Below are 23,068 nucleotides of genomic sequence, written 5' to 3'. Positions count from 1 at the left end.
GAATTAATAGCTCACTGAGCAGCTAAGTCATGAGAAGTCCAACATGTTAATTAAGAACGAATATAAACCTCAAATGCTGTCTGGAACCACAAAAACAAAAAAACCGCTGACAAGTAACGGACGTATCGGTTTGGTGCTGGGTGCTGTTGCGCTGGCATTTACCGGTCTGTTGGTGCGCGGGGTTTATCTGCAAACCAGTCAGCATGAGTTTTTGAAAAATCAGGGTGACCAACGTTTTGTGCGCACGCTTCCGCTGCCTGCATCACGCGGTATGATTACCGACCGCAATGGTGCTACATTGGCTTTGAGCGCACCTACCGAATCATTGTATGCCATGCCTTCCGGTATGGAGGAAATGCCGACTGACGAGCAGTTGGAGAAACTGTCTGCCATTGCCGATGTGCCTGTTGAAGTGTTAAAAAATAAATTGTCTAAAAAAGACAAAGGCTTTATCTATCTGAAGCGTCAACTCAGCTACGAAAAAGCGGAAGAAATCAAAGCATTGGGCATTAAAGGCATCGCCTTCCAAAAAGAATTGAAACGCCATTACCCGATGGGCAATCTGTTTGCGCACGTTATCGGTTTTACCAATATCGACGGCAAAGGTCAGGAAGGCTTGGAGCTTTCCCGTGAAGACAGCCTGCGCGGTGAAGATGGTGCGAAAGTCGTATTGCGCGACAACAAAGGCAATATCGTAGACAGCCTCGACTCTCCACGCAACAGCGTGCCTAAAAACGGCCAAGATATGATTTTGTCTTTGGATCAGCGCATTCAGACGCTGGCTTATGAGGAGTTGAACAAAGCTGTGGCTTATCACAAGGCCAAAGCGGGTACGGTTGTGGTATTGGATGCGCAAACCGGCGAAATTTTGGCTTTGGTCAACAGCCCGGCTTACGATCCGAATCAGCCCGGCCAAGCCAATAGCGAACAGCGCCGCAACCGCGCCGTAACCGACATGATCGAACCCGGTTCTGCCATGAAGCCGTTTACCATTGCCAAAGCGCTGGATTCCGGCAAAGTGGATACGACCGATACATTCAATACCCTGCCTTACAAAATCGGTCCGGCCACCGTACAAGACACCCACGTTTATCCTACTTTGGATGTACGCGGCATCATGCAAAAATCTTCCAACGTCGGCACCAGTAAGCTTTCTGCCATGTTTACGCCTAAAGAAATGTACGATTTCTATCATGATTTGGGTGTGGGCGTGCGTATGCATTCAGGCTTCCCGGGTGAGACTGCAGGTTTGTTGAGAAGCTGGCGCAGATGGCAAAAAATCGAACAGGCAACCATGTCTTTCGGTTATGGCCTGCAATTGAGCCTGTTGCAATTGGCGCGTGCCTATACTGTCTTGACCCATGACGGCGAATTGTTGCCGGTCAGCTTTGAAAAACAAGCAGTTGCCCCTAAAGGCAAACGCGTCATCAAAGCCTCTACCGCAAAAAAAGTGCGCGAGTTGATGGTTTCCGTTACTGAAGCCGGCGGTACCGGTACTGCAGGTGCGGTGGATGGTTTCGATGTAGGTGCGAAAACCGGTACGGCGCGTAAACTGGTCAATGGCCGCTATGTGGACAACAAACACGTCGGTACGTTCATCGGTTTTGCTCCGGCTAAAAATCCACGCGTGATTGTGGCCGTTACCATCGACGAACCGACTGCCAACGGCTATTACGGCGGCGTGGTTGCCGGTCCCGTATTCAAAGAAGTCATGAGCGGAAGCTTGAACATCTTGGGCGTTTCCCCAACCAAGCCTTTAAGTAATGCCGCTACCGTCAAAGTACCGTCATAATCCAAACAATCAAAGAGATATTGTTTATGTTCAGCAAGTTAACCCCCTTGGCTGAAACCAACTTTCCGCCTCTGCTGTGTGAAAACACAGCAGGGCGTTTGTTGCATTCAGACAGCCGACAAATTAAGCAGGGTGACATTTTCGTTGCCTGTCAGGGCGAATATACAGACGGCCGCAGCTATATTCCTGCCGCCATTGCCAACGGAGCAACCTTTGTTTTTTGGGATGATGACGGCAAATTTGCGTGGAATCCCGAATGGAAAGTCCCCAATCAAGGCATCAAAGATTTGAAACACCGTGCCGGCATGTTGGCAGCACAAGTTTACGGCAACGTTTCAGACGGCCTTAAAGTTTGGGGCGTAACCGGTACCAACGGTAAAACCTCCATCACACAATGGCTGGCGCAAGCTGCCGATCTGTTGGGTGAAAAAACCACCATTATCGGCACGGTCGGCAACGGCTTTTGGGGCGCATTGGAAGAAACCACGCACACCACCCCCGCCCCTGTCGATGTCCAAACCCTGCTCTACCGCTTCCGTCAACAAGGCGCAACAGCCGCCGCGATGGAAGTCTCCAGCCACGGCCTTGACCAATCGCGTGTCAACGGCGTGCCATTCCGCAGTGCAATCTTCACCAACCTCACCCGCGACCACCTCGATTACCACGGCACGATGGAGGCCTACGGCGCCATCAAGTCGCGTCTGTTTTACTGGCATGGCCTGCAACACGCCATCATCAATATCGATGACGAATACGGTGCGGAACTCGCAGGCCGTCTGAAAAAAGACTGTCCCGATTTAGCCGTTTACGGCTATGGTTTCAGCGAACACGCCGATATCCGCATTACCGATTTCACCGCTTCTTCAGACGGCATGGAAGCCGTATTCCAAACCCCATGGGGCGAAGGAAAATGCCGCACCCGCCTGCTCGGACGGTTCAACGCGCAAAACCTCGCCGCCTGCATCGCCTTGCTTTGCGCCAACGGTTATCCTCTTGATAACGTTTTGGAAGTATTGGCAAAAATCCGTCCTGCTTCAGGCCGCATGGACTGCATCATGAACAGCGGCAAGCCCCTGGTCGTCGTCGATTACGCCCATACACCTGACGCATTGGAAAAAGCACTCTCTACCTTGCAGGAAATCAAACCGCAGGGTGCGGCTTTGTGGTGCGTATTCGGTTGTGGCGGCAACCGAGACCGTGGCAAACGCCCATTGATGGGCGCAGCAGCCGTGCAGGGCGCAGATAAAGTTGTCGTAACCAGCGACAACCCACGCTTGGAAAATCCGCAAGACATCATCAACGATATTTTGCCTGCCGTCCCTAATCCTGAACGCGTCGAAGTTGATCGTGCCGTTGCCATCCGTTATGCGGTTGAGCAGGCTGCCGCGAACGACATCATTCTGATTGCCGGTAAAGGGCATGAAAACTATCAGGATGTACAAGGCGTGAAGCACCATTTTTCCGATTTTGAAATCGCAGAAAAAGCATTGGCAGAGCGCAGATAGACCATATCGCAAATGTTCAGACGGCCCGAAACCTTAAGGCCGTCTGAAAAAGATTTAAACCTATACAATAAAAGCAATACGACACACGCATTACGGCACGTCAGCTATTAAACCCATCACAGTTGTTTGTTCCAGAAGACTTTTTAACAAGGCCGTCTGAACAACAAGGAGACCGATTTGATGCTGAAAATGCCGACAAAAACCTTATTAATCAGTACAGCCGTAGTTTTATTCGCTGGCTGTGCCACCAAACAACTTCCGCGTCCTACTGCCGAAATCGAGCAGTTGAGGGCGCAACAGCCTCCGGCCGAGCAAAGCCTGCCGAATCCCGTTAAAGGCAAGCGTTTTGACGACACTTGGGGCGCGGCGCGCAGTCAGGGGCGCAGGCATGAAGGTGTGGATATTTTTGCCAAGAAAAACACGCCGATACGCAGTACCACGCCCGGCATCGTGACCAAAATCGGGCGCAACCGATTGGGTGGTAAAGTTATCGGTATTCAAGGGCCGGGTGCGTGGCATTACTATGCCCACCTGAATAAATTTGCCCGTATCCGCCTGTATGAGCGAGTAAAAGAAGGGCAGGTCATCGGCTATGTCGGTAAAACCGGCAACGCTAGGACTACACCGGCCCACCTGCATTACGGCGTGTATCTGCCAAACGGCGCGGTGAATCCGTATCCGCTGATTAATCAGAGCAGATAGGCCGTCTGAACAAGATTTGAGAGTATGAACGCAAAGAAATTGGTTAAGGCAACGAATATCCTCGGTATGGTGGCAGTCGTGCTGCTGGTGTACTGGGTATTTGTTCTGATTTTATCCAATGTTTTCGGGCTTAAGGTATTCCGCGAATACATTACGGAAATTTTCCTGATGAGTATTTTGGGGATTTTTGCCGTGATGGCGGGTGCTTTGATATTGAACATCATGCTGAATCTGACCCGTATCGCCGAGCGAGGACAAGAGGAAGAAAGCAAAGGCGGCCGGAAAACCTTATATTTGTTGTTGGCCGTATTTCCTGTTTTGGCAGCTTTGCTATTCGGAGGAAATTATCTGACTGTTCAGAAAAAACGTCAGATTTTGACTCAATCGCTAGAGCGCATCGTCAAGGATAATCCATCTCAAATCAACGCGTTGGCAGATTATCGTTTTGATTTTGCGTATATCAAAAAAGCAGCGTTAATCCTTGAGCTGATGTCGAAGGAAGATTCTGCCTTTAAAGCGGCTACGGTGATTGTGCCGGATACAATAGGTAATAAACAGGTTTATTTGGCTTTCTCAGCTGATTCCCAGTTAAGTGGGATTGATGAGCAGGCACCTGATACTCAGGGAGTAGGTGATGATAATGGTTTTGTCGTTACTCGGAATGGCAATAAAGAAACAATCAGCAAAACGCAATATCTTTATGCGCCAAATCTGAGTGAGCGTGAATACTTGCAAAGAATATTTGCCGGACAAACAAATGAAATACGTTATGAGGCAAAAGACGGCAATTACAGCCTTTGCCACCCCTACCGCCAAAACGGTAAAACCATTGTATTGTGTTTTTCCGATTACCAGCAGTACGGGAAAATCGGCAGTTGATGAAAGAAATTTATAAAATGAAAAGTTGGTTTTCCAATACATTTCCTGAATATAAAAAATTGCCCAAAAGCGGCAAATTTATGGCATGGCTGACTTTTGTGCAGGGCGTGGTTTGGTTGATTCTGGCATCAATTCAGAGTGTGCAGGGACTGATTAACAACATGGCATGGGCTGTGTTGTTTGGCGTTTTAGTTTTCGCTCTAGGTGTATTGGCGCTGTCTGCAGCATGGAATGCGTTTAAATTCCGTGAAGTAGGTTTTAAAAGAATGATATATGTGTACACGCCATGCTTATTGCAGATTGCTTTTGCAAGCGATGTATTTTCTTTTACATATTATATAGAAAGTGTACTGCAATTATCATTTAGCCTTATAGTACATAAACTTACTGTCGGTATAAATTTTGCCGCTATTCTTTTTATTGTGCTGGCAGGACGCAATTATCGTCATTTAAAAATGGTTTCCCAAAATACGGATAAAAATGTGGAACCGTTAGAACAAGTAGAACAAGGACAAGAAACACAATCATGAAACCACTAGACCTTAATTTTATTTGTCAGACCCTCAACCTTCCGATGCCGTCTGAAAATCAACCCGTTTCACGTATTGTTACCGATAGCCGCGATATTCAGGACGGCGACGTATTTTTCGCGCTTACCGGCGAACGCTTTGACGCGCATGACTTTGTTGAAGATGTGTTGGCAGCTGGGGCAACGGCGGTTGTGGTTTCGCGCGAAGATTGCGCGGCTTTGAAAGGCGCGTTGAAGGTTGACGATACGCTTGCGGCTTTGCAAAAACTGGCGAAGGCGTGGCGTGAAAATGTGAATCCGTTTGTCTTTGGTATTACCGGCTCTTCCGGCAAAACGACGGTTAAAGAGATGTTGGCTGGCGTATTGCGTCATCGATTCGGTGATGAAGCTGTGTTGGCGACTGCCGGTAATTTCAACAATCATATCGGACTGCCGCTGACTTTGTTGAAACTGAACGAAAAACACCGCTATGCCGTCATTGAAATGGGTATGAACCATTTTGGCGAATTGTCTTTGTTGACCCGAATCGCCGGTCCGAATGTTGCTCTGGTCAATAACGCCTTGCGCGCGCATGTCGGCTGCGGTTTCGATGGTGTCGGCGATATTGCCAAAGCCAAAAGTGAAATCTACGAAGGTTTGCTTTCAGACGGCATTGCGCTGATTCCGTGCGAAGATGCCAATATCGCTACATTTGAAGCGGCTACTGCGCAATTGAACACTCAGACTTTCGGCGTTGTCAGTGGCGATGTCCATGCAGAAAATATTGAGTTGAAACCGTTGTCCTGCGAATTTGATTTGGTGCGTGGTAATGAACGTGTTGCCGTGGTATTGCCAGTTCCCGGCCGTCACAATGTGCATAATGCCGTAGCAGCGGCGGCTCTGGCTTTGGCGGCAGGTTTGAGCCTTGCCGAAGTTTCAGACGGCCTGAAAAATTTCAGTAATATCAAAGGCCGTCTGAATATCAAGCAAGGCATTAAAGGCGCGACTTTGATTGACGATACTTATAATGCCAACCCCGACAGCATGAAAGCCGCCATTGATGTGCTCGCCGCTATGCCTGCGCCGCGTATTTTTGTGATGGGCGACATGGGCGAATTGGGTGAGGATGAAGCCGCTGCCATGCACGCCGAAGTTGGCGCGTATGCACGGGATAAAGGCATTGAGGCCGCGTATTTTGTCGGCGACAACAGCGTTGAAGCAGCGGAAACGTTTGGCGCGGAAGGTTTGTGGTTTGCTGACAAAGATCCGCTGATTCAAGTGATGAGCCACGACTTTCCTGAACACGCTACTGTATTGGTCAAAGGCTCGCGCTTTATGAAGATGGAAGAAGTGGTCGAGGCACTGACGGATAAAGAGGTTGTCTGAAAATGGAACAGAAAAGGAAACGGCCTATACTGTTGCAGGTTATCGTTGGGATGATGGTAGTGGCAGCAGTTTTATGGCCGGTTGTAGTGTGGCAGTACATCAAAGATGTAGGGTTTGAGGCAATAAGCGAAGCATACGAAAGTACAAGTGGACGTTGGGGGTGGTTTGAATTTTGGTTAGGAAATTTTCATTTGCTTGTGCAAGTGATATTGATGCTGGTTAGTGCTGTTGGGCTATGGAGAGGTAAGGATTGGGCGCGTAGATTGTGGCTGTATGGCTGTATACTGTATATCGTCTACAATATGGTCGGTTATTTGGTTTCCCCTAGGAATGGGTTTCCATTGTTGGATGTCATTATTCGTGTTGTAATTTGTTACAGCTTGTTTTGTTTACATCCCAAAGATTATTTTCAGACTCAAGAAAATAAAACTTAAGAAGGCCGTCAGAAATATGAAAAAGATTTTACTATTGGCTGGATTGCTGATTGCAGCATTTTATGCCGGAATGAAAGTACAGGCATTTATCTATGAAGATACCTGTTTGGACTTAGGAGGCGGAAAGAATCCTGGAAACTATCCGATTTGCGTGGTAGAGAAATAATCTTACTCAATAAGGCCGTCTGAAATTTCAGACGGCATACCGATTGATTTTTAATTGGGCAATAAGCCCGCTGTAACAACAAAAACAAAAAAGGAAGCCCCATGTTTTTATGGCTCGCACATTTCAGTAACTGGTTAACCGGTCTGAATATTTTTCAATACACCACATTTCGTGCCGTGATGGCTGCGCTGACTGCGCTGGTATTTTCATTATTGTTGGGTCCATGGACCATCCGCAAACTGACTGCGCTTAAAGTAGGCCAAGCCGTCCGTACCGACGGCCCTCAAACCCACCTGATCAAAAACGGTACGCCAACTATGGGCGGCTCGCTGATTTTGACCGCCATTACCGTGTCCACAATCTTGTGGGGCAACTGGGCAAATCCTTATATCTGGATTCTCTTAGGCGTCTTGCTTGCTACCGGCGCACTCGGTTTTTATGACGACTGGCGCAAAGTGGTTTATAAAGACCCTAACGGCGTGTCTGCCAAATTTAAAATGGTGTGGCAGTCCAGCGTTGCCATTATTGCCGGTTTGGCATTGTTCTACCTTGCTACAAATTCCGCCAACAATATCCTGATTGTTCCCTTCTTCAAACAAGTTGCCTTGCCGCTTGGCGTAGTCGGTTTCTTGGTATTGTCTTACCTGACCATCGTCGGCACATCCAATGCCGTTAACCTGACCGATGGTTTGGATGGCTTGGCCGCATTCCCCGTTGTACTTGTCGCAGCCGGTCTTGCCATCTTTGCTTATGCCAGCGGACACTCCCAATTTGCACAATACCTGCAACTGCCTTACGTTGCCGGCGCAAACGAAGTGGTGATTTTCTGTACCGCCATGTGTGGCGCGTGTCTCGGATTTTTGTGGTTCAACGCTTATCCGGCACAAGTCTTTATGGGCGATGTCGGCGCGCTCGCGCTTGGCGCGGCGCTCGGTACCGTTGCCGTCATCATCCGCCAAGAATTTGTCCTCGTCATCATGGGCGGCCTGTTTGTTGTTGAAGCCATTTCCGTTATGTTGCAAGTCGGTTGGTACAAACGAACCAAAAAACGCATCTTCCTGATGGCGCCGATTCATCATCATTACGAACAAAAAGGCTGGAAAGAAACCCAAGTTGTTGTTCGTTTCTGGATTATCACCATCGTCTTGGTGCTGATTGGTTTGAGTACCCTCAAAATCCGCTAAATCTCCAAAGGCCGTCTGAAACTTTCAGACGGCCATTATGTAAGGTAAGCATGCTTGCCTGAATCCTACATCTCAAAATAAATCCCGTAATAATCCACACAGAAAGTCCCCAAACATGTACCAATCTTTTGGCGGCGCAATCGGCATCCGCACCCTGACCGACCGTTTCTACGATTTGATGGAACTCGAGCCGAAATACCAAACCTTGCGCCAAATGCACGGCGAAGACATGACCCTGATACGCGAAAAACTCTACGAATTTTTTAGCGGCTGGCTCGGCGGCTCGCAACTTTTTGTCGAAAAATACGGCCATCCCCAACTGCGTGCCCGCCATATGCCTTTTGCCGTCAACGTACAAGTCCGCAACGAATGGATCGCCTGTTTTGCCCAAGCCATGAGCGAACTGGACATCGACAAAGTACTTGCCGAACCGGTGTTAATCCAAGTTTTTGCGATGGCAGATTGGTGTCGTAATCAAAACGAAGACGGTGTCGAACCGCCAATGCCGCCGATGGCGGTTGATCCATGGGTACGCGCACCGGAATTGCAGCAGATTTTGAGTAGCTACGGTGTGAATAGCTTTTTTAAGGAATTCACTAGTTAAGGCCGTCTGAAACTTCTTGGATAAAACAGGAACAATAATTTAAAAGTAAAAAGTAATAGGTTTTAAAATGAATAAGTGCTTTAAAATAATAATGTTGGGCATGATTGCCTTGAGTTTCAGCCAACTAGTGTGGGCGGATAATGTTCCTAATTTTCAGGAAACCTTACGGGCGGCAGAACAAGGAGTTGTTGCCGCCCAATACAATCTTGGTCAGATGTATCGTAACGGACAAGGTGTCCGTAAAGATTATGCTGAAGCGGTTAAATGGTATCGCAAGGCAGCAGAACAGAAGCATGGCGCTGCACAACACAATTTGGGCGGAATGTATGCCTATGGACTGGGTGTCCGTCAAGACTATGTTGAGGCTGTAAAATGGTATCGCAAAGCAGCAGAACAGGGTTATGTAGAAGCCCAAAACAATTTGGGTGTGAAGTATAAGGAAGGACAAGGAGTCCGCCAAAACTATGCAGAAGCAGTCAAATGGTTTCGTAAGGCGGCAGAACAGGGAAATGCTTCATCACAAAACAATTTAGGTTCGATGTATGAAAAAGGACAAGGTGTTCGGGAAGACCATGTTGAAGCGGTCAAATGGTTTCGTAAGGCGGCGGAACAGGGGGGTGCCGAAGCTCAAAATAATTTAGGTACGAAGTATGCTAATGGGCAAGGTGTTCACCAAGATTATGCACAGGCATTTAAATGGTATCGCAAAGCGGCAGCTCAGGGAAATATCATTGCACAATACAATTTAGGTGTAATGTATCTAAAAGGGCAAGGTGTACGTCAAAGTAAAATAGTTGCTAAAGAATGGTTTAAGAAGGCTTGTGCTAATGGAGACAAGCAAAGTTGTGATGTTTATCGCCAATTAGATTAGACAGGGTATTGAATTTTGCTAAGGGCCGTCTGAAAAAACTAGGATAAAACAGAAATAATAATTTGAATGTAATGGATTTTAGAATGAAGGTTTCGATGAAAAAAATAATAATGGGCGTGATGGCTTGCTTTGGGTTAGGGCAGGCAGCTTTAGCTGAAAGTATTCCGGATTTTAAGAATATGCTGAGAGCTGCGGAGCAAGGAGACCCAGAAGCTCAATTAAGTATTGGAGCAATGTATGCCAATGGACAGGGTATTAATCAAGACAACAGACTGGCAGTGCAGTGGTTTCATAAGGCAGCAGAGCAAGAGAATGCTCAAGCTCAATTTAACTTGGGTGTAATGTATCAGCTAGGGCAAGGTGTTGGTCAAGATTACGTACGGGCGGCGGAATGGTATCGTAAGGCTGCCGCACAGGGTGATACTGGAGCCCAAAATAATTTGGGCATGCTGTATCAAAATGGACAAGGTGTTAATCAAGACTATGCTCAAGCTGCAAAATGGTTTCATAGGGCTGCGGATCAGGAAAATACAGATGCTCAGTTAAATTTGGGTATGCTGTATGCTAATGGGCAAGGTGTTAGCAAAGACTATGAGCAGGCGTTGAAATGGTTTCGTAGAGCGGCTGATCATGGAGATGCCATAGGTCAGTATAATTTAGGTGTGGCATATGCTAACGGGGAAGGAGTACATCAGGATCATATACAGGCTATAGGATGGTATCGTAAAGCTGCGGAACAAGGGAATGTAGATGCACAATATAATTTAGGTGGTATGTACGCTAGCGGAAAAGGTGTAAGACAAGATTATGTGCAGGCGATTGAGTGGTACAGAAAGGCAGCAGAGCAAGGTGATATGGTTGCGCAATTAAATGTGGGTGTAATGTATGCTAATGGCCAAGGAGTTGAGCAAGACTACGTACAAGCTGTGAAGTGGTATCGCAAGGCGGCAGAACAAGGAAATGCCAAAGCTCAATTTAATTTGGGTGTAGTGTATGCCACTGGGCAAGGAGACCGTCAAGACTACGTACAAGCAGCACAGTGGTACCATAAGGCAGCAGAACAAGGCTTAGCTGATGCTCAATATAATTTGGGCGAGATGTATTATTACGGACGAGGCATTCGTCAAAATCATACTCTTGCCAAGGAGTGGTTTGGTAAGGCATGTCAGAATGGATTGCAACAAGGCTGCGAGGCGTATCGTCACTTGGATGGTGCAGAATTTTGAATCAAAGGCCGTCTGAAAAACTAGGATAAAACAGAAATAATAATTTGAATGTAATGGATTTTAAAATGAATAAATTATTAAAAAAAATAATGAGAATCCTATTATCTTTGTGCTTAGTGCAGGAGGTTTGTGCGGATAATGTGCCGGATTTTCAGGAAACGCTTCAAGCTGCAAAACAAGGGTATGCTAAAGCCCAATTTAATTTGGGTCTGATGTATGACAGTGGGCGAGGAGTCCGTCAAGACTATACAAAGGCGGTGCAGTGGTATCGCAAGGCGGCAGAACAAGGGGATGCAAAAGCCCAATATAATTTGGGTGTGAGGTACGACAATGGGCTAGGAGTTCGTCAGGACTATACACAGGCAGTACAGTGGTATCGCAAGGCGGCAGAACAAGGGCATGCAAAAGCCCAATATAATTTGGGTGTGAGGTACTACAATGGGCAAGGAGTTCGTCAGGACTATACACAGGCAGTGCAGTGGTATCGCAAGGCGGCAGAACAAGGATTGGCCGATGCTCAATATAATTTGGGTGTGGCGTATGTAAAAGGTAAAGGAGTTCGTCAAGATGATACACAGGCGGTGCAATGGTATCGCAAGGCGGCAGAACAAGGGGATGCAGAAGCCCAATATAATTTGGGTGTAATGTATGCCAACGGACAGGGAGTCCGTCAGGACTATACACAGGCAGTGCAGTGGTATCGCAAGGCGGCAGAACAAGGATTGGCCGATGCTCAATATAATTTGGGTGTGGCGTATGAAAAAGGTAAAGGAGTCCGTCAGGACTATACACAAGCAGTGCAGTGGTATCGCAAGGCGGCAGAGCAAGGGTATGCCGATGCCCAATCTAATTTGGGTGTGATGTATAAGGAAGGACAAGGAGCCCGTCAAGACTATGCACAGGCAGTGCAGTGGTATCGCAAGGCAGCAGAACAAGGGCTTGCAGAAGCCCAATATAATTTGGGTGTGATGTATGCCAAAGGAGAAGGTGTTCGTCAGAACTATAAGATCGCCAAAGGGTGGTTTGGTAAGGCTTGTGATAATGGATTGCAACGAGGTTGCGATGCTTACCGAGAATTGAATCGGGCAGGATATTGAATTTTTCTAAAGGCCGTCTGAAAAAACTTAGGACAAAACCAAAATGACTTTTCAAAATAAAAAAATCCTCGTCGCCGGACTAGGCGGCACGGGTATTTCCATGATTGCCTACCTGCGCAAAAACGGCGCGGAGGTTGCCGCTTATGATGCGGAGCTGAAAGCTGAGCGTGTGTCGCAAATCGGTAAGATGTTTGACGGGCTGGTGTTTTACACGGGCCGTCTGAAAGATGCGCTGGAAAATGGTTTCGATATTTTGGCGCTCAGCCCCGGCATCAGCGAGCGGCAGCCGGATATCGAGGTGTTCAAGCAAAACGGTGGACGTGTGTTGGGCGACATCGAATTGCTGGCGGATGTTGTGAACCGCCGCGGCGACAAGGTGATTGCGATTACCGGCAGCAACGGCAAAACCACGGTAACGAGCCTCGTGGGCTATCTCTGCATCAAGTGCGGGCTGGATACCGTTATCGCGGGCAATATCGGTACGCCTGTTTTGGAGGCGGAATTGCAGCGTGAAGGCAAGAAAGCGGACGTGTGGGTGTTGGAGCTTTCCAGCTTCCAACTGGAAAACACTGAAAGCCTGCGCCCGACTGCGGCGACGGTGCTGAACATTTCCGAAGACCATCTCGACCGCTACGACGACCTGCTCGACTATGCGCATACCAAGGACAAGATTTTCCGTGGCGATGGCGTGCAGGTTTTAAATTCAGACGACGTGTTCTGCCGCGCCATGAAACGGGCAGGACGCGAGGTGAAATGGTTTTCGTTGGAACACGAAGCCGATTTTTGGTTGGAACGCGAGACAGGCTGCCTGAAACAAGGCGATGAAGATTTGATTGCCACGCAAGACATCCCGCTACAAGGTTTGCACAACGCCGCCAACGTTATGGCTGCCGTCGCTTTGTGCGAGGCCATCGGTTTGCCGCGCGAAGCATTGCTCGAACACGTCAAAACCTTCCAAGGCCTGCCGCACCGCGTGGAAAAAATCGGCGAGAAAAACGGCGTGGTATTCATCGACGATAGCAAAGGCACAAACGTCGGCGCAACTGCAGCCGCGATTGCTGGTTTGCAAAATCCGCTCTTCGTAATTTTGGGCGGCATGGGCAAAGGGCAGGACTTCACGCCATTGCGCGACGCGCTTGTCGGCAAGGCAAAAAGCGTGTTCCTGATCGGTGTCGATGCGCCGCAAATCCGCCGCGATTTGGACGGCTGCGGTCTGAATATGACCGACTGCGCCACTTTGGAAGAAGCGGTTCAGACGGCATACGCCCAAGCTGAAGCGGGCGATATCGTGTTGCTCAGCCCGGCTTGTGCGAGCTTCGATATGTTCAAAGGCTATGCGCACCGTTCGGAAGTGTTTATCGAGGCGTTCAAAGCTTTGTAAGGCCGTCTGAAAGATGAAAGTGGGTTTGAAGATCGGCTTGGCGGCAGTCGTGCTTTCGGCTGTCGCCGCTTTGGTGTTTTGGTTTGCCGCGCCGATTCGTTCCACGACAACCGTTGCCACGCCAAGCGAAGCGCCGTTGCCTGAAGATGCGGTTATCGACAGGTTGGTCGTGCATAAAAGCAAGCGCACCATGTCGGCGTACTCGCAAGGCAAGTTGCTGAAAACCTATCCCATTTCGTTGGGCAAGCAACCGGTCGGGCATAAACAGTTTGAAGGCGACGGCAAAACGCCCGAAGGGAAATACCGCATCAATGAGCGTAATCCCAACAGCGGCTACCATAAAAACCTCGGTATTTCCTACCCCAACGAAGCCGACAAAGCCTACGCTGCGGCACAAGGCAAAAGCCCGGGCGGGCTGATTAAAATCCACGGCATGAAAAACGGCTGGGGTTTTATCGGCAAAAAACACCTGCAAAAAGACTGGACCGACGGCTGTATCGCGGTAACGGACGAAGAAGTCGATGAACTCTACCGTAGCGTAAAGCACAATGCGGAAATTGAAATTCTGCCGTAGGTTTTATGTCTGTTGAAGTGATGGGGCAGATTGGAACGGGTAGTCGATTGCTTGTCAGGCCGTCTGAAAACTCGGCAGGGGAGGGGATTTGATGCCGGGGTTTCATCTCAGACAAACCGCTCGTCATCCCTCAAGATAGGTCAACACGTTTTCTCTTTTCTAACCGTAGATTCTGAATTGTTGGTTTGGAAATAAACCTTTAAAATAACGTTAATTCATTTTTTCAGACGGCCTCTTGCCCATTAGCAGGCCGTCTGAATATTTTATTCAAGCCGTTACGGATGTTTTCATGATTAGTCTTTCCAAAATGCTTGACCGGCCGATTGCGCGCGATGGTCGGAAGTTTGATGTTTCTCTCTTGTGGATGGTCGTTTTGATGACGACCTTCAGCTTGGTAATGATTTATTCAGCCTCTATTGCATATGCGGCATCGGATGGGGGCAGCCAGTTTTCTTTTGTGTCCAAACAGGCAATGTTTATCCTGTTTACGGTGGCCATGTGCTTGCCGCTTTTCCTGCTGAAAATGAGCTTTTGGCGGCGGATTATTCCGTTTTATTTTGTCATTTCCGGTTTGCTGTTGTTGCTGGTTTTGTTTGTCGGCCGTGAGATTAACGGCGCGACGCGCTGGATTCATATCGGACCGCTCAACTTGCAGCCAACCGAGTTTTTCAAATTGGCAACGGTTTTGTATTTGTCCAGCCTGTTTACGCGCCGTGAAGAAATGTTGCGCGATTTGGATTCTTTGGGTTGGTCGTCTTTGTTTACCGGTATTGGCGATTTGGTGTGCAGCCCTTTTAAAAGTGAAGCTTGGGTAAGGGTAAAGGAACGCTTCCGTAAGTTTAAAACCCTGATTTTGCCGATTATGTCGGTGGCGGTCGGTTTGGTTTTGATTATGGGCCAGCCGGATTTCGGCTCATTTGTCGTGATTGTCGTGATTACCATGGGTATGCTGTTTTTGGCAGGCTTTCCGTGGAAGTATTTTGCCGTATTGGTGGCGACCGTTGTGAGCGGAATGGGTTTGCTGATTTTAGCCGCGCCTTACCGCATGGCGCGTGTGGCGGCGTTTTTGGACCCATGGAGCGATCCTTTGGGCAAAGGCTATCAGCTGACGCATTCTTTAATGGCGATTGCGCGCGGTGGCTGGTTTGGCGAGGGTTTGGGCGCAAGTTTAGAAAAACGTTTCTATCTGCCGGAAGCGCACACGGACTTTATTTTTGCCGTCATCGGTGAAGAATTCGGCTTTTTAGGGATGCTGGTTTTGGTGTTCTGCTACGGCTGGCTGGTGTGGCGCGCGTTTTCCATCGGCAAACAGGCGCGTGATTCGGGCTTGATGTTCAGCGCGTACATTGCCAACGGCATCGGCATTTGGATTGGTATTCAAAGTTTCTTCAATATCGGTGTAAACATCGGTATCCTGCCCACTAAAGGCCTGACTTTGCCGTTTATGTCTTACGGCGGTTCGGCTGTCTTTATCATGCTGGTGTGCGTTACTTTGTTATTGCGCATTGATTATGAAAACCGCCAAAAAATGCGCGGTTATTCGGTGGAGTAAAACCATGAGCGGTAAAACTTTTATGCTGATGGCCGGCGGTACGGGCGGTCATATTTTCCCTGCATTGGCGGTTGCCGAGTCGCTGCAAAAGCGCGGCCATCATGTGATTTGGCTGGGCAGTAAAGATTCGATGGAAGAGCGCATCGTGCCGCAATACGGCATACGCTTGGAAACGCTGGCGATTAAAGGCATCCGCGGCAACGGCATCAAGCGTAAGCTGATGTTGCCGTTTACGCTGTACAAAACCGTCCGCGAGGCGCAGCAGATTATTAAGAAACACCGTGTCGAGTGCGTTATCGGTTTTGGCGGTTTCGTGACTTTCCCCGGCGGCGTGGCGGCAAAAATTTCCGGGGTGCCGATTGTGATTCACGAGCAAAACGCCGTAGCCGGTTTGTCCAACCGCCAACTGTCGCGTTGGGCAAAACGTGTTCTGTATGCTTTCCCCAAAGCCTTTCAACATGAAGGCGGATTGGTGGGTAACCCTGTCCGTGCCGATATTGCGGCATTGCCTGTTCCTGAAGAACGCTTTAAAAACCGTCAAGGCCGTCTGAAAGTTTTGGTGGTCGGCGGCAGTTTGGGTGCGGATGTGTTGAATAAAACCGTCCCGCAAGCTTTGGCATTATTGCCTGAAGCGGCCCGTCCGCAAATGTATCATCAGTCCGGACGCAATAAATTGGGCAACCTGCAGGCGGATTACGATGCGTTGGGCGTGCAAGCCGAGTGCGTTGAATTTATTACCGATATGGTGTTTGCCTACCGTGATGCCGATTTGGTAATTTGCCGTGCCGGCGCGCTGACGATTGCCGAGCTGACGGCTGCCGGTTTGGGTGCATTGCTGGTGCCGTATCCGTACGCAGTGGACGACCATCAAACAGCCAATGCGCGTTTTATGGTGCAGGCCGAAGCCGGTTTGCTGCTGCCGCAAACTCAACTGACGGCAGAAAAACTGGCCGAAATCCTCGGCGGCTTGAATCGTGAAAAATGCCTGAAATGGGCGAAAAATGCCCGTACCTTGGCGTTGCCGCACAGTGCGGACGATGTGGCGGAAATTGCCATATCCTGTACCGAATAAGCAGGCAGACTTTGTTCAAGGCCGTCTGAAAAGTTGATTAACGGCATTTCAGACGGCCTTTATTGCTTTTGTTAAAATTCCTTTACAATAAAAGCATAGCGCAGAAGCGGATAGCCCTTTAAAATAACGCCTTTACGCACTAAAAACCAACCGGAACGCAACATTATGATGAAAAATCGAGTGACCAACATCCATTTTGTCGGAATCGGCGGCGTCGGCATGAGCGGTATTGCCGAAGTTTTACACAATTTGGGCTTTAAAGTTTCCGGTTCGGATCAGGCGCGTAATGCCGTTACCGAGCATTTGAGCGCTCTCGGCATCCAAGTTTATCCCGGTCATACTGCCGAACACGTCAATGGCGCCGACGTGGTTGTTACCTCTACCGCCGTCAAAAAAGACAATCCCGAAGTCGTCGCTGCGTTGGAACAGCAAATCCCTGTCATTCCGCGCGCGCTGATGTTGGCAGAGTTGATGCGCTTCCGCGATGGTATCGCCATTGCCGGTACGCACGGTAAAACCACAACCACCAGCCTGACTGCTTCTATTCTCGGCGCGGCAGGACTCGACCCGACTTTCGTTATCGGCGGCAAACTCAACGCCGCTGGTACCAACGCCCGTTTGGGTAAAGGCGAATACATTGTTGCCGAAGCCGATGAATCCGATGCTTCTTTTCTGTATCTGACGCCGATTATGTCCGTCGTGACCAATATCGATGAAGACCACATGGACACTTACGGACACAGCGTTGAGAAACTGCATCAGGCGTTTGTCGACTTCATCCACCGTATGCCGTTCTACGGCAAAGCCTTTTTGTGTATCGACAGTGAACACGTCCGCGCGATTTTGCCGAAAATCAGCAAACCTTACGCCACTTACGGCTTGGACGATACTGCCGATATCTACGCGACCGATATCGAAAACGTCGGCGCGCAAATGAAATTTACCGTTCATGTTCAAATGAAAGAACATGAGCAAGAGCCATTTGAAGTTGTTTTGAATATGCCCGGCCGACACAACGTCCTCAATGCGTTGGCGGCTATCGGCGTTGCGCTGGAAGTTGGTGCATCGGTTGAAGCCATTCAAAAAGGCTTGCTCGGCTTTGAAGGTGTCGGCCGTCGTTTCCAAAAATATGGCGACATCAAATTGCCAAACGGCGGAACCGCGCTGCTGGTGGACGATTATGGCCACCATCCCGTCGAAATGGCGGCAACTCTGGCCGCCGCACGCGGCGCATACCCTGAAAAACGCTTGGTCTTGGCTTTCCAACCACACCGCTATACCCGCACGCGCGATTTGTTTGAAGACTTTACCAAAGTCCTCAATACCGTTGATGCGCTGGTGTTGACCGAAGTTTATGCCGCAGGCGAAGAGCCGATTGCCGCAGCCGATTCCCGCGCCTTGGCGCGCGCCATCCGCGTATTGGGCAAACTTGAGCCGATTTACTGCGAAAACGTTGCCGATCTGCCGCAAATGCTGCTGAATGTTTTGCAAGACGGCGATGTTGTTCTGAATATGGGTGCCGGTAGCATCAACCGCGTTCCGTCTGCATTGGTGGAATTGTCGAAACAATCATAATAAACAGGCATATTTGCCTTTGAGGACACATAGGTCGTCTGAACAATATTTCAGACGGCCTGTATCAGTATTTAAGAAAGTAGAAATTATGCAGAATTTTGGCAAAGTGGCCGTGTTGATGGGCGGCTTCTCCAGCGAGCGCGAAGTTTCTCTGGACAGCGGCGCCGCTATTTTGGCTGCCTTGAAAAGCAAAGGCGTGGATGCCCATGCGTTTGACCCCAAAGAAACCCCGTTGTCTGAATTGAAAACCCAAGGTTTTCAGACGGCCTTCAATATTTTGCACGGCACTTTCGGCGAAGATGGCGCGATTCAGGGCGCGTTGGAACTGATGGGTATTCCTTATACCGGCAGCGGTGTGGCCGCTTCCGCGCTGGGTATGGACAAATACCGCTGCAAACTGATTTGGCAGGCTGTGGGCTTGCCTGTTCCTGAGTTTGCCGTATTGCATGACGACAGCGACTTTGATGCTGTTGAAGAAAAATTGGGCCTGCCGATGTTTGTGAAACCCGCCGCGGAAGGCAGCAGCGTCGGTGTGGTAAAAGTTAAAGAAAAAGGCCGTCTGAAAAGCGTTTACGAAGAATTGAAACATTTGCAGGGCGAAATTATTGCCGAGCGCTTCATCGGCGGCGGCGAATATTCTTGTCCGGTATTGAACGGTAAAGGCCTGCCGAGCATTCATATTATTCCGGCTACCGAGTTTTACGACTACGAAGCCAAATACAACCGCGACGATACGGTTTATCAATGCCCGTCGGAAGATTTGAGCGAGGCGGAGGAAAACCTGATGCGCGAACTGGCCGTGCGTGGCGCTCAGGCGATTGGTGCGGACGGCTGTTCGCGCGTGGACTTCCTGAAAGATACGGACGGTAAGCTGTATCTTTTGGAAATCAACACCTTGCCCGGTATGACCAGCCATAGTTTGGTGCCAAAATCTGCAGCCCATACCGGCGTAGATTTTGCTGATTTATGTATTGAGATTTTGAAGACCGCTCATGTGGGATGATGCAGGCGCACTGGGTCGGCTGACCCGCCGGCTATTGTTGTTGATGGCCTTTCTGCTGATAGGTTCGGGCATAGCTTGGCTTTACAATTCCAAATATTTCCCTGTGAAACAGATTGCCATTCAGGGCAAGCTGAAATATGCTTCCGGCAAAGAATTGCAAACTGTTGCAAGAGAGCATATCAGGGGTAATATGTTCCGCGCCGATATTGATGCGGCGCAGGCCGCTTTTCAGGAGTTGCCTTGGATTGACTCGGCAATGGTGCGCCGCCGTTTTCCGGAAACCGTGGAAATTATCCTGACCGAGCGCGTGCCGGTTGCACACTGGCGCGCTGGCGGCTTGGTGGACAGTAAGGGCAATGTGTTTGCCGCAAGCCTGAAACAGGACCTGCCTATATTTGAAGGGCAGCAGGGGACAGGCAAAGACATGGTCAAACATTATGCGGACTTTTCCGGTATTTTGAGTCCGTTGAAACTGACCATCAAAGAATTGATCTACACGCCGCGATCGGCATGGTTGCTTGTATTGAACAACGGCATTACCGTGCGCTTGGGGCGTGAAAACGAAATCAAACGTTTGCAGCAGTTTGCCCAGATTTGGCCGTCGCTGCTGCGTAAAAAACAAAGTCGTATCGAGTATGTCGATATGCGTTATAAGGATGGTTTTTCAGTCCGTTACAGGCCGTCTGAAAACCCTTCCGACAGTAAATAGCCGATTAGACGTGAAGCAATCTTGTTTCAAAAATAATCAAACCGTCAGTCAGACAACATAGCGAACGAGCAATTATGGAACAACAACAAAATAAATATATCAGTGCCTTAGACATTGGTACGTCCAAGGTCATCGCCTTAATCGGCGAGATTCGGGAAGATAATGAAATCCACATTGTCGGCTTGGGCCAAAGCCCTTCACGCGGCCTGCGTGCAGGTATGGTGACCAATATCGACGCTACCGCTCAAGCCATTCGTCAGGCGGTAGAAGATGCCGAATTGATGGCAGATACCAAAATTTCCCACGTCGTCACCGGTATTGCCGGTAACCATATCCGCAGCCTGAATTCACAAGGCGTGGTCAAAATTAAAGATGGCGAAGTATCGCAAGCCGACATCGATCGTGCCATCGAAACAGCCAAAGCCATCAATATTCCGCCTGATCACAATATCTTGCATACCGTGGTTCAAGAGTACATCATCGACAACCAACCCGGTGTGAAAGAGCCTATCGGCATGAGCGGCGTGCGTTTGGATACCCGCGTGCACATCATTACCGGTGCGAACACTGCTTTGCAAAATATCCAAAAATGTATCCAACGCTGCGGCCTGCAAATGGATCAAATCATGCTTCAGCCTTTGGCGAGCGGTCACGCCGTTTTGACTGAAGACGAAAAAGATTTGGGCGTGTGCGTCATCGATATCGGCGGCGGTACGACCGACATCGCGGTTTATACCAATGGCGCCATCCGCCATACTGCGGTTATTCCCGTTGCCGGCGATTTGATTACCAAAGACTTGGCACAAGCCCTGCGTACGCCGCACAGTGCCGCCGAGTACATCAAAATCCATTACGGCGCCGCCATTCCGACTATGGACGGCTTGGATGAAATGATTGAAGTTCCTAGCGTTGGCGACCGTCAATCACGTCAAATTTCACGCCGCGTATTGGCTGAAATCATCGGTCCGCGCGTAGAAGAGATTTTGGAATTGACGCTGAACGAATTGCGCCGTTCCGGCTTCCCTGAAGAAGTGCTGACTTCCGGTATCGTTTTGACCGGCGGTGCCTCTATGTTGACCGGTATTGTTGAGTTGGCGGAAGAAGTCTTTAATTTGCCGGCCCGTATCGGTGTTCCACAAGAAATGGGCGGCGTATCCGAGCGTATCCGCAATCCACGCTATTCAACAGCAATTGGCCTACTTCAGACGGCCTATGCTGCCGAAGAGGGTGAGCAAACCAGCCGAACCGGTGCGATTGCCCTGAATGATTCAGGCAAAAAAATGGGTCTGTGGGAAAAAATCCAAAGATTCTTCAGAGACAATTTCTGATAAAAGTTTTCAGGGCAGACGGTGTAGCAACCGTTTGTCCTGAATATTTAAGTGGAATTAAACGGTTTTAAATAATTGCTAAGTGGATAATTTAAAACTTGTATATTTTCTGTTAAAAAATGTAGTAAAAATATAACGCCGACAGCCGAATGGTAAGAAGATTTTTGCCAGTATCTGGATACTTCTTATATAATACGGATAATAAGTTATTTTTGAACCGTCCTTATAAAGCGGGGCGCGGAGGATTATTGAATGGAATTTGTTTACGACGTAGCAGAATCAGCAACAAGCCCTGCTGTTATTAAAGTTATCGGTTTGGGTGGCGGCGGCTGTAATGCCATCAACAACATGGTTGCCAACACTATTCATGGTGTTGAGTTCATCAGTGCCAATACCGATGCGCAATCATTGGCTAAAAACAATGCGGCCAAACGCATTCAATTGGGCACAAACCTGACTCGCGGTTTGGGCGCTGGTGCAAATCCTGAAATCGGCCGTGCTGCAGCCCAAGAAGATCGCGAAGCCATCGAAGATGCCATCCGCGGTGCAAATATGCTGTTCATCACTACCGGTATGGGTGGCGGTACGGGTACCGGTTCTGCTCCTGTTGTGGCTGAAATCGCTAAAGAAATGGGTATTCTGACCGTTGCGGTTGTAACCCGTCCGTTTGCTTACGAAGGCAAACGCGTACACATCGCTCAAGCAGGTTTGGATCAGCTCAAAGAGCGCGTTGACTCCCTGATTATTATCCCGAACGACAAATTGATGACTGCCTTGGGCGAAGACGTGACCATGCGTGAAGCTTTCCGTGCGGCCGACAATGTATTGCGTGACGCGGTTGCCGGTATTTCCGAAGTGGTGACTTGCCCGAGCGACATGATCAACTTGGACTTCGCCGACGTGAAAACCGTGATGAGCAATCGCGGCATCGCCATGATGGGTTCAGGTTTCGCGCAAGGTATTGACCGTGCCCGTTTGGCTACCGATCAAGCCATCTCCAGCCCGCTCTTGGATAATGTTACTTTGGATGGCGCACGCGGTGTATTGGTAAACATTACCACTGCTCCTGGCTGCCTGAAAATGTCTGAGTTCAACGAGATTATGCGCATCGTCAACCAAAATGCACACCCTGAAGTGGAATGCAAATTTGGTGCTGCCGAAGATGAGAGCATGAGCGAAGACGCTATCCGTATTACCATTATTGCTACCGGCTTGAAAGAAAACGGTACTGACAACCAACTGCGTGCTGCTGCCCGTACCCAACAATTGGTACGCGGTGCGGAAGAAGCGCCTCAAGCTCAAAGCCAAAGCAGCGCTGAAAGCTTGGTTCGTACCAACCGCAATATCCGTTCTATGAATCTGACTGCGGCTGATTTCAGCAACCAGTCTGTACTGGATGACTTTGAAATTCCGGCAATCTTGCGCCGTCAGCAACACACTCCTGAGAAATAATCAGGATAAGGTATGAAAAGACCTGCCTTTAAGGCAGGTCTTTTTTATTGGCAAAATAAACTCAAGGC

The 23,068-nt window shown here is 49.1% G+C and carries 22 protein-coding genes; all 22 read left to right on the top strand.

Annotated elements, in window-relative coordinates:
* The first annotated feature begins 43 nt into the window (after positions 1-43).
* The 22 genes from penA (at position 44) to ftsZ (ending at position 23,000) form a co-directional block, all read left to right on the top strand.
* Positions 44-1,792, top strand: coding sequence for a peptidoglycan D,D-transpeptidase PBP2 (gene penA / locus BBP27_RS07435; RefSeq protein WP_049322578.1), 1,749 nt, complete (start codon positions 44-46; stop codon positions 1,790-1,792).
* A gap of 26 nt (positions 1,793-1,818) precedes the next feature.
* Entirely contained in the window at positions 1,819-3,297 is a 1,479-nt protein-coding gene (locus BBP27_RS07430; RefSeq protein ID WP_188212079.1) for a UDP-N-acetylmuramoyl-L-alanyl-D-glutamate--2,6-diaminopimelate ligase, read from the top strand.
* 180 nt (positions 3,298-3,477) lie between these two features.
* A complete protein-coding gene (locus tag BBP27_RS07425; protein WP_188212120.1) occupies positions 3,478-3,999 on the top strand; it encodes a M23 family metallopeptidase in 522 nt (173 codons plus the stop codon).
* Between the two features lie 24 nt (positions 4,000-4,023).
* The gene (locus BBP27_RS07420; RefSeq protein ID WP_188212078.1) at positions 4,024-4,878 is read left to right on the top strand and encodes a peptidase; all 855 of its coding nucleotides are present in this window, start codon (positions 4,024-4,026) and stop codon (positions 4,876-4,878) included.
* The gene (locus tag BBP27_RS07415; protein ID WP_188212077.1) at positions 4,878-5,408 is read left to right on the top strand and encodes a hypothetical protein; all 531 of its coding nucleotides are present in this window, start codon (positions 4,878-4,880) and stop codon (positions 5,406-5,408) included. The genes BBP27_RS07420 and BBP27_RS07415 overlap by 1 nt, the downstream gene beginning before the upstream one ends.
* Positions 5,405-6,772: a UDP-N-acetylmuramoyl-tripeptide--D-alanyl-D-alanine ligase gene (locus BBP27_RS07410; protein ID WP_188212076.1), complete on the top strand. Its 1,368-nt coding sequence runs from the start codon at positions 5,405-5,407 to the stop codon at positions 6,770-6,772. Before BBP27_RS07415 ends, BBP27_RS07410 begins: the two co-directional genes overlap by 4 nt.
* 2 nt (positions 6,773-6,774) lie before the next feature.
* On the top strand, positions 6,775-7,206 hold the full coding sequence (locus BBP27_RS07405; protein WP_188212075.1) for a hypothetical protein: 432 nt from the start codon (positions 6,775-6,777) through the stop codon (positions 7,204-7,206).
* Positions 7,207-7,222: 16 nt separating this feature from the next.
* Entirely contained in the window at positions 7,223-7,372 is a 150-nt protein-coding gene (locus tag BBP27_RS07400) for a hypothetical protein (RefSeq protein ID WP_003748282.1), read from the top strand.
* Positions 7,373-7,473: 101 nt separating this feature from the next.
* On the top strand, positions 7,474-8,556 hold the full coding sequence (gene mraY, locus BBP27_RS07395; protein WP_003685861.1) for a phospho-N-acetylmuramoyl-pentapeptide-transferase: 1,083 nt from the start codon (positions 7,474-7,476) through the stop codon (positions 8,554-8,556).
* Between the two features lie 115 nt (positions 8,557-8,671).
* Positions 8,672-9,160: a group II truncated hemoglobin gene (locus tag BBP27_RS07390; protein WP_128580139.1), complete on the top strand. Its 489-nt coding sequence runs from the start codon at positions 8,672-8,674 to the stop codon at positions 9,158-9,160.
* A gap of 67 nt (positions 9,161-9,227) precedes the next feature.
* Positions 9,228-10,031, top strand: coding sequence for an SEL1-like repeat protein (locus BBP27_RS07385; protein ID WP_128580138.1), 804 nt, complete (start codon positions 9,228-9,230; stop codon positions 10,029-10,031).
* An 83-nt stretch (positions 10,032-10,114) separates the two neighbouring features.
* Positions 10,115-11,257 carry an SEL1-like repeat protein gene (locus BBP27_RS07380; RefSeq protein WP_265511050.1) on the top strand — a complete coding sequence of 381 codons (1,143 nt, stop codon included), beginning with the start codon at positions 10,115-10,117 and terminating at the stop codon, positions 11,255-11,257.
* A gap of 65 nt (positions 11,258-11,322) precedes the next feature.
* Entirely contained in the window at positions 11,323-12,354 is a 1,032-nt protein-coding gene (locus BBP27_RS07375) for an SEL1-like repeat protein (protein ID WP_188212074.1), read from the top strand.
* A gap of 43 nt (positions 12,355-12,397) precedes the next feature.
* Entirely contained in the window at positions 12,398-13,735 is a 1,338-nt protein-coding gene (gene murD / locus BBP27_RS07370) for a UDP-N-acetylmuramoyl-L-alanine--D-glutamate ligase (protein ID WP_188212073.1), read from the top strand.
* Positions 13,736-13,748: 13 nt separating this feature from the next.
* A complete protein-coding gene (locus BBP27_RS07365; protein ID WP_188212072.1) occupies positions 13,749-14,309 on the top strand; it encodes a L,D-transpeptidase family protein in 561 nt (186 codons plus the stop codon).
* Positions 14,310-14,598: 289 nt separating this feature from the next.
* Complete coding sequence (locus BBP27_RS07360; RefSeq protein WP_036493408.1) at positions 14,599-15,861, top strand: FtsW/RodA/SpoVE family cell cycle protein; 1,263 nt, start codon at positions 14,599-14,601, stop codon at positions 15,859-15,861.
* A gap of 4 nt (positions 15,862-15,865) precedes the next feature.
* A complete protein-coding gene (murG, locus tag BBP27_RS07355) occupies positions 15,866-16,933 on the top strand; it encodes an undecaprenyldiphospho-muramoylpentapeptide beta-N-acetylglucosaminyltransferase (RefSeq protein WP_188212071.1) in 1,068 nt (355 codons plus the stop codon).
* 165 nt (positions 16,934-17,098) lie between these two features.
* Positions 17,099-18,508, top strand: a complete 1,410-nt coding sequence (gene murC, locus BBP27_RS07350; RefSeq protein ID WP_188212070.1) for a UDP-N-acetylmuramate--L-alanine ligase — start codon at positions 17,099-17,101, stop codon at positions 18,506-18,508.
* 88 nt (positions 18,509-18,596) lie between these two features.
* Positions 18,597-19,511, top strand: coding sequence for a D-alanine--D-alanine ligase (locus tag BBP27_RS07345; protein ID WP_003748301.1), 915 nt, complete (start codon positions 18,597-18,599; stop codon positions 19,509-19,511).
* The gene (locus tag BBP27_RS07340; protein WP_188212069.1) at positions 19,501-20,220 is read left to right on the top strand and encodes a cell division protein FtsQ/DivIB; all 720 of its coding nucleotides are present in this window, start codon (positions 19,501-19,503) and stop codon (positions 20,218-20,220) included. Before BBP27_RS07345 ends, BBP27_RS07340 begins: the two co-directional genes overlap by 11 nt.
* A gap of 74 nt (positions 20,221-20,294) precedes the next feature.
* Positions 20,295-21,548 (top strand): cell division protein FtsA, encoded by a 1,254-nt coding sequence (gene ftsA, locus BBP27_RS07335; RefSeq protein ID WP_003682483.1) that lies wholly within the window; start codon positions 20,295-20,297, stop codon positions 21,546-21,548.
* 252 nt (positions 21,549-21,800) lie between these two features.
* Entirely contained in the window at positions 21,801-23,000 is a 1,200-nt protein-coding gene (ftsZ, locus tag BBP27_RS07330; protein WP_003748303.1) for a cell division protein FtsZ, read from the top strand.
* The last annotated feature ends 68 nt before the right edge of the window (positions 23,001-23,068 follow it).

Source organism: Neisseria sp. RH3002v2g (assembly GCF_014596425.2).
GTDB lineage: Bacteria > Pseudomonadota > Gammaproteobacteria > Burkholderiales > Neisseriaceae > Neisseria.
Note: the sequence above shows the minus strand (reverse complement) of the source record. Positions and strands in the feature narration are given on the sequence as shown.

Coding starts and splice junctions, on each gene's coding strand:
- penA (WP_049322578.1), top strand. CDS start 44: ATGTTAATTAAGAACGAATATAAACCTCAAATGCTGTCTGGAACCACA.
- BBP27_RS07430 (WP_188212079.1), top strand. CDS start 1,819: ATGTTCAGCAAGTTAACCCCCTTGGCTGAAACCAACTTTCCGCCTCTG.
- BBP27_RS07425 (WP_188212120.1), top strand. CDS start 3,478: ATGCTGAAAATGCCGACAAAAACCTTATTAATCAGTACAGCCGTAGTT.
- BBP27_RS07420 (WP_188212078.1), top strand. CDS start 4,024: ATGAACGCAAAGAAATTGGTTAAGGCAACGAATATCCTCGGTATGGTG.
- BBP27_RS07415 (WP_188212077.1), top strand. CDS start 4,878: ATGAAAGAAATTTATAAAATGAAAAGTTGGTTTTCCAATACATTTCCT.
- BBP27_RS07410 (WP_188212076.1), top strand. CDS start 5,405: ATGAAACCACTAGACCTTAATTTTATTTGTCAGACCCTCAACCTTCCG.
- BBP27_RS07405 (WP_188212075.1), top strand. CDS start 6,775: ATGGAACAGAAAAGGAAACGGCCTATACTGTTGCAGGTTATCGTTGGG.
- BBP27_RS07400 (WP_003748282.1), top strand. CDS start 7,223: ATGAAAAAGATTTTACTATTGGCTGGATTGCTGATTGCAGCATTTTAT.
- mraY (WP_003685861.1), top strand. CDS start 7,474: ATGTTTTTATGGCTCGCACATTTCAGTAACTGGTTAACCGGTCTGAAT.
- BBP27_RS07390 (WP_128580139.1), top strand. CDS start 8,672: ATGTACCAATCTTTTGGCGGCGCAATCGGCATCCGCACCCTGACCGAC.
- BBP27_RS07385 (WP_128580138.1), top strand. CDS start 9,228: ATGAATAAGTGCTTTAAAATAATAATGTTGGGCATGATTGCCTTGAGT.
- BBP27_RS07380 (WP_265511050.1), top strand. CDS start 10,115: ATGAAGGTTTCGATGAAAAAAATAATAATGGGCGTGATGGCTTGCTTT.
- BBP27_RS07375 (WP_188212074.1), top strand. CDS start 11,323: ATGAATAAATTATTAAAAAAAATAATGAGAATCCTATTATCTTTGTGC.
- murD (WP_188212073.1), top strand. CDS start 12,398: ATGACTTTTCAAAATAAAAAAATCCTCGTCGCCGGACTAGGCGGCACG.
- BBP27_RS07365 (WP_188212072.1), top strand. CDS start 13,749: ATGAAAGTGGGTTTGAAGATCGGCTTGGCGGCAGTCGTGCTTTCGGCT.
- BBP27_RS07360 (WP_036493408.1), top strand. CDS start 14,599: ATGATTAGTCTTTCCAAAATGCTTGACCGGCCGATTGCGCGCGATGGT.
- murG (WP_188212071.1), top strand. CDS start 15,866: ATGAGCGGTAAAACTTTTATGCTGATGGCCGGCGGTACGGGCGGTCAT.
- murC (WP_188212070.1), top strand. CDS start 17,099: ATGATGAAAAATCGAGTGACCAACATCCATTTTGTCGGAATCGGCGGC.
- BBP27_RS07345 (WP_003748301.1), top strand. CDS start 18,597: ATGCAGAATTTTGGCAAAGTGGCCGTGTTGATGGGCGGCTTCTCCAGC.
- BBP27_RS07340 (WP_188212069.1), top strand. CDS start 19,501: ATGTGGGATGATGCAGGCGCACTGGGTCGGCTGACCCGCCGGCTATTG.
- ftsA (WP_003682483.1), top strand. CDS start 20,295: ATGGAACAACAACAAAATAAATATATCAGTGCCTTAGACATTGGTACG.
- ftsZ (WP_003748303.1), top strand. CDS start 21,801: ATGGAATTTGTTTACGACGTAGCAGAATCAGCAACAAGCCCTGCTGTT.